The following is a 7,335-nucleotide window of genomic DNA, read 5'->3' as shown; positions in this document are numbered from 1 at the left end:
CTTCTGACTTACTTTTTTCTCAATTAAAGATAAAGGATTTAGTCACGATTTATAAAGCCTATGAAGCGAGTTTTTTATTTACTTCCTTTGAAGAACAGCAACTTTGGGGACGATTACTTCTTAGCCGACTAAAAGAAGTACCTAAAGCGCAACTACCTGAAGTGATTGAAAGCCTTTTAAACCGTCAACAATACGAGCGGCCCTTAAGTGACGCACAATTACGTAATAGCCTTATTGAACTGTGGGTCAGTATCCAAAGCGAATTATTAGGTTTAGATGACAACACAGAAATTTATCTCAATAAAATAAAAACCATCATTGCAAACCTTTCAGAAAAACTGACTAATGTAGAGCTAGAACGTCTATTAGCCAAGCTAGCAACTGCCATTCAATCCCAACAAAAAGTAAGTGAACTCATGGGAATGACGCTTTATCCTGAGCGCTATTCAACAGACTATAATCGAGTCCATATTAAAAATAGTGAACGAATTCTCACTAATTTAGCCACTACTACTGCCTTTTTAGGTGAAAATAAAAGTGACAAAGAACAAGCACTTGATTTTATTTCAAGCCCGCCTACTCTCGAGTCTTTAGATGCCTTTGCTAACTACTTAGTCGAACAAAAAAAACCTGGTAAACCAGACGATTTCGTCAAGCAAAATAAAGCTGATGTATTATGTAAATTGCAAAGTGGTTTAGATCATTATAGATCCTTCATAGATAAAGAAGAGCAACTGACTCAAACTAAAATAGCGCTTAGTCAATTTTATTATCAGTTCTGGGATTGCAATTTAACTGAGCGCGCGGTCTTATTGGATCAATTAGCGTTACCGGCCAGTGAAGTCATCACTGAAGCACAAATGGCCGCAGCCTATCAAGACACCTTTGCCTATGCAGCGCAGAAACTATTTCCTAAGGCCCATATCAAAAATTCAGATGATGAATTAGCCTTAGAGTTTTTAAAAACCTATCTTGCAGTTGCTAATAAATATGAACGAAGTATCCTTTTAGCCGGCTTAATAGTGGTGACCAATGAGACCGCTACCGCTGACAACGACATTGGCATTGGTAAAAAAATAGCGCTTTTATGTGAGCATATGGGACCCGCTTATATTAAGCTTGCGCAAGCCATTCACAGTCATCCGCAAACACCTGATTATATCAAACGGGATTTACATCATATTAAAGGGCGTGCTAATCCCCCTGCCCGTTGGGATTTATGGCGTCTTTTAACCGATGTTTTACCTGATGTTGAAATCGCGAATATTAACCACGTGGGTGCCTTGTTAGGGTCAGCCTCTTACAATTTAGCACTAGACATCGATTATAAAGAACCAGGCAATCAAAAAGTCTTGATTTTATTGCGTGAGCATGCCAAAGCAGACGCTGAAAAAGGCTTTGACCAACTTATGAAAACCATTGAGCAATGTCCTCACCCCCGAGCGCAAGCGATGCGCGATACCTTAAGCACCATGCTTGACGAAGCCAAGCGTTTATCTCAAGCGGAATTAGATTATCATATCTCCGATAAGCAAAACGCCCTTGCTCATACCATGTATCAGCTCCCGCTATCGGTGACACTGCAAAATCAACAATACACGGTGTTATTAACCTCGGCAACCAACCTGAGTAGTGGCGATGGTTATCGCGTGATTGAACGCATGTATGGGACTGAATTTAATGACCTACCTGACAATACGCAAGAACAATGCACCGCCAAAAAAGTCATTGCTACCGCTATTGTGACTCTGGAATTAATTCATATCTTGCAAGGCAAGCAGTTCGATAGTGACCGCCACGGTAATCAACTGCGTGCGCTCATTGATGAGGAATCGCAAACCATTTATTTAGGGTTATATGATTTTGGTGAACTCTCGCTAGAAGAACCTAAACCAGAGGAGCTCCAACAGCTAGCCGCCCTTCTCAAACAACTGTTAAGTCCAAAAAACTGGTCAAACCCACAAACTTTGGCGACACAAATCGATGGTTTACTGTCAAAAACAATTACTCAAAATATTAAGGAACACAAACCCGCCACCTACCTCATGCACATTAAAAAAGGTTTGTTGGCCTTACAAGATTTTCAGAAATATTTAAGTACCCAAGATTTGCAAGCTATTTTAACTAATATTACCCAACATCATCAGGATAAAATTCATCCTCTTTTAAGAGATGAGTTAAAAAACGCTTTAACCTTAGTAAACTGGGCTTGCAAAGCGCAGCAAAGTGCCCACAGTGCCCTTGGTTTTTTTACAAGCGCTATTGTAAAATCACGACTTGATGATCCCAACGTATTAGAAGCAGCTATTTTTTATCGTTGAGGACCATTGAATGAACTTTTTTTTCAAACTTCATAAATGACTAGCTTAATAGTTAAGCGAATTTAAGTTAGATGAAATACAATTTTAAACTCTAAAGACAAATTTTTATTAAAATAAATTAGCTATCTATTTCCAGGGTGCATATAGGGTGCAATTTTGTTAGAAAAGCTAGTACAGCGATGTATAATGATGCAAAATAAAATTTCATTAAGTATTTGATTTTAATTTGTTTTTGTTCCTTAATGTACATTGCAATACATTACATATATAAGTATCACAGCTCTCATAATGCTGAGGTCGGTAGTTCGAGTCTACCCATAGCCACCAAACACTTACACTTTTTCCTTTCCCTTATTTGGGTCATCCCTATTTTAGGGGGCATTAATCAAGAACACAAAACTTTAACTCTTAACCTATAATTTTCAAAATTTCTAAAGCCATAAGCACGCCGTTGAATAAGCTTCATCTTACGATGGAAGCCTTCAGTGATGCCGTTATTTTTAGTAAAGCGCCACATACTAACGATTTCATCCCGCCAGAGATAGATAGTTTTGCCAAGGGTTTTTAGAGAAGCAATAGGGCTGTCTTTGAGCTGCTGTAATCGCTTAAGGAAGAGAGGAATGAGGCGAGCACACTGTTTAGCAGTACGATGTTTTTTCATCAGTAAACGATGGAGGCGCTGTTTAAAGTAATAGGTAGCGGCAATGGCAGGTTGTTTAAGTAAGTAGGCGTCACGTTTATTCATCTGCTTAAGCGTTAAGTTCGCCGGATTAGCTCTAAGGGCTGCCAGCAAGCCGCGTTGATATTTATTGTCCTTATCAAGCTGTTGATAAGCTTGGAGCGCACATTGATTAAGTACGCGAATGACATGAAGCGGTCAGCAACGATTTTAGCATTAGGAAAGTGGCTTTTAATGAGAGCTCGGTAGCTTGGGCTTAAGTCAATACAAACAACCCGTACTTTATCTTTGCCTTCTAAGGTGTTTAGATAAGTGTTTAAGTCCTTTTCACTGCGTCCTTTGACGATATCAAATATCTTGTGCTTGGCTAAATCGCAAAAGGTGGTGGCATAGCCTTGTTTTTTATTAAAGAAATGCTCATCTATCCCTAATACACGTGGGCAAGAACGATGGGCTATTTTCTTATGACGCAAGCTATAACCTTCATAATACCACCGTTCAATCGTCGACTTACCACAATGTAAATAGCGCGCCAAATCTTTCTGACTTACCCCTTGGCTATGTTGATGAAACACTTGTCTATGTAGTGGCTCACTTGCACGCTGATAGGGTCTCCCGGGAAAACGCTGATTAAATAGCGATGGCATAACGAGCAATAATACTTATAGCCCTTAATTAATAAATAACTGCGACGTAACCCTATACTTTCATGACGTACTCGTCTAACAAAGCTTGCTTTCTTGCGTCATTTTTTATTATTGCAATGTATACACCGTACCACTCCCCTGTAACTTGCCTCTATAATAAACTGGATTCTCGCCACTTACTTTCTTAATAGCTAAGCCAAGTAAATTTAGGATATAATTTTTATTGGGTATTTTAATCTCTCTTTTGACCGTCAAATCAAAGAGTTAGTTTAATCTAACTTGATTAAAATTCCCCCTTATTTAGGGTAGAGCCACTTTCCCCTTATACGATAATTTTATTTTAATTAATATAATCAAAAACTTATAGAATATTTAATAATTCCTTAATAATTCCTTAATATTTTCTTAATATAATGACGAAATTTTTACTTATTGTAGAATTCAAATGCAGTCTAAAGTCGATAGAAATCTAGCTATTCTTAAACAACTCAATGAAGAGGTTAATCAACAGCTCATTTTCACACCTAATTACTTTGACAATTTAGAAGATGCGCTAAATTATATCGAAAATAATGAAGAGCAGCATTTTTTATATGATCTTTATAAACATATCAACCAACTATTTAAACAATTTTTATACGATAATCACTGCACAAGCACAAGCCTAACCCCAGCGCTTAAAGAAATGTTTCAAAGTCAACTACAACGTAGTGTTAAAAAACTGCGCGATAATGATATTATCGCAAGAAAGTATAGTTTTTCTGACAAATTACAGAGGATGGAGGAGGGAGCAGAGAAAGATTACTTTGAGAAAGATCAAGTCCTTTTGGAAAAAGAAATAGAGCAATACTTCAAAATAAATTTGTCGAGCGCATTAGAAATACTCTATTCCGGTCAAGAACTCGAAATTCAAGACAATGACTTAAAAGAACGCTTTAAACAACGAGATGCTTTAGTTGATTATCGAAACCAATATGGTAAAGATGTTCTATCACAGGCATTAGGGAATAATTTAGAGGCATCGGAGATTGCCAACCTTAAGCAAAAGCTTAATTATTTTTGTCAGGGTTTATATTTAGAGCGGATGCAGGTCCGAGTGGGCCAATGTGGTGAGCATACTTCTCTTGCGTTAGTGAAGTTATTAAAAGGACAACGTTTAGACTGGGACACAACTATAGAGGCTATCTGTAATGATTATTATAACCACGGGCTTTATGATGATAATCATGTCTTTTTAGTCATTAATCGAGACCCCAATAGTGACTTAACTGATATGTCGACCTGGGGAACTGAAGCCATTGTCTTTGATTCGTGGAAAAAGTTGGTTTTTAAAGCAAGTGACTATTTATCTTATCGCTATATAAATGGAGGCGAGCAAAAGAATTATTCCGCTGTAATTTTTGATAATAAAGACGCAAATTTCCTACGCACTCTAAATAAAAATGACATTTATTTACAAATAACTGGTAATACGCAATTTGCTAAGCTTATCCCCTTGCTAATCGAAGAAAACCAATTAATTGCAATTGATGGAGAGCAATTTGAGCAAACCAATCAACTGCTCAATGATTTACTTAAAGAAGTAAGACCAGCTAACTTTAATCTAAATATTAAATTTTATTTAACCACCGCCGGTAATCAATTAATTCAAACGATAACAGGCTTTCAGGAACCAACTATCATTCTTCATCGCGAGCTTTTTAACCATACTGATGATCAAGCGTTAAGGGCAGAATTACGGTTTGCTTTAGCTCAGCAGTTATTGACGGTAAAAAAATATGGCGTGGGTATTAATAACAATCTAAGTGCACCATCACTATATGAACTAGACCGTGAAGCTTTAAATGTGTCGAATAATGGCGATGCTGTCATAAATTATCTACGACGAGCTCAACAATTTTATGAGGCTCATAAAGAAGAAGAGCCCGCGCAAGCTTTACCCGATATAATGAGAAATATACTGCAAGAAAAAGCCTTACCCGCAACCTTTGAACAACGCATCAAAAACCTCATGACCTATTTTGCTTCTGATACAACGAGTCTAAAAGAAACTAGCTTTTCCGGTTCGTTAGCAGCAGTGCGTACAGAAGTAGCAGCTATTAAACCTACCTTTTTTTACCAAGAAAATTTTGAGCAGCAAGATTCTGTTGTGGCAAAACTTAATTATTTAACTGAGCGACTTTCTTCACTTAAGGAGCATGAGTTGCTACCTTATGAGTTAACAGAAATACCCGGGATTCGAGTACGCGAGTTTTGCCAACTGCTTTATAGTTTAACGATTGACTGGTCTGATGAAGCACAAATTCAAGCTGTCGATAAACTCATTAATCAAGCCTTTGAATTAAGAGTTCCAGGCTTTGATCGCATTTATGTAGCTATTCATCAATTGCCCTTTTCAGATTCTTATTACTCTCATGAAAAAAACTTAAAAGCGCTGGGACCCTTTAAAGACCTGCAAGACAGTGTTAGGAATTTTAGCAACGCTATGGATGAATCAACAGCTAAAGAACAAGCTAAACTCTTTAAAAGTATTTATAAAAAATTATCCCTTCATTTATTTCCAACAGGAGGAGGACGTAATCATCTAGCAACCTACCAAAAAAATCATCAAGGAATGGTACCAACTGGGAATGAACGTTTTTTTGCGTCCCATATTGGACTCCATATTAATTGGCAAGGATTTGATGAAAAGCAAGCTCTACAATTAGATAATTTTCTAGCGTGGGCCAAAGCTGATAAAGAAGGCGATATTGCCGAGCTATTGTGGCATTTAGGGATTACGCATCCAATTGTTTTATCCGCTCTTCCTGATAATTTTAAAGAAGCGATATTAGTAAGCGATGGCATAAGAACTATTGAATTTTCTGCACCTAGGCATCTAAAAGAGGAATATCCTTCTCATCCCGGTTGGTTAGCCATGGCGGTTATTCAAGATGGTGCAAGACATCATCAGCTGGTGGACACTTTTCAGACCAGCGAGCCTTTTGAGCAACAGTTTATTCAATTTTACGATAACAATTATAAGGCGCTCCGCGGTGCGGCCGATTCATATGTCGATGGGAGAAAAATTAATTTAAATAATAATAATTCTACCGTGCGCTGTTTATTAACTAAATTTACAGAAATTGCTTTAACAGGAACGCCAAAAGATAAAGCCCTTGTTAAAAGCTTTTTTTTAGGCCGTAAAGATAAACGTGATTTAGCATCACTTAACATGAAGGCGACTTGGAGTAGTTTAACGTTAGACTCGCTTTATTACCAGTTTTGTTTTTACCAGCGCTATGCCGGCCAAAACTTCGTTTTATTTAGTCCAAATGAATTAATTGCCTTAATTAGAGATAAGCATATTTCTGATTTCCCGACGAATTTATTATTACGCCATTTAGGGCTACCTTATGAAGACCTAACATTGGAGTGTTTAGCTCCTTTTTTAAAAGAATTAAATACTAGACAACTAGATAGCGTGGCCTTTAATGCCGATAAACTGGTAGAGCAACATATTCATACTTATGGCCCTTATCCTTTATTCAGTCATGAAACTGCACAATTATTAGCACTTACTGATATTAATTCCCATATAGATCAAAAAGAAATTTTAAAATTAAGTATTTCGCAAGCACCTTCTGACTTACTTTTTTCTCAATTAAAGATAAAGGATTTAGTCACGATTTATAAAGCCTATGAAGCG

At 37.2% G+C, this 7,335-nt stretch carries 1 protein-coding gene and 2 pseudogenes; 2 read left to right on the top strand and 1 reads right to left on the bottom strand.

Annotated elements, in window-relative coordinates:
• A pseudogene (locus E1P04_RS17785) lies at positions 1 to 2,321 on the top strand (ABC transporter); the annotation flags it as partial.
• Positions 2,322 to 2,706: 385 nt separating this feature from the next.
• On the opposite strand, the pseudogene E1P04_RS17285 reads toward E1P04_RS17785, so the two are convergent.
• Positions 2,707 to 3,878: pseudogene (locus tag E1P04_RS17285) on the bottom strand (ISL3 family transposase).
• Positions 3,879 to 4,092: 214 nt separating this feature from the next.
• Between E1P04_RS17285 and E1P04_RS17280 the strand changes: the two are divergent.
• On the top strand, positions 4,093 to 7,335 hold a 3,243-nt coding region (locus tag E1P04_RS17280), incomplete at its 3' end, for a hypothetical protein (protein WP_427853591.1).

The sequence above is a fragment of the Legionella gresilensis genome, assembly GCF_900639865.1.
Taxonomy (GTDB): domain Bacteria; phylum Pseudomonadota; class Gammaproteobacteria; order Legionellales; family Legionellaceae; genus Legionella_C; species Legionella_C gresilensis.
The sequence above is the reverse complement of the archived record's forward strand: the minus strand, read 5'-3'. Positions and strand labels throughout refer to the sequence as shown.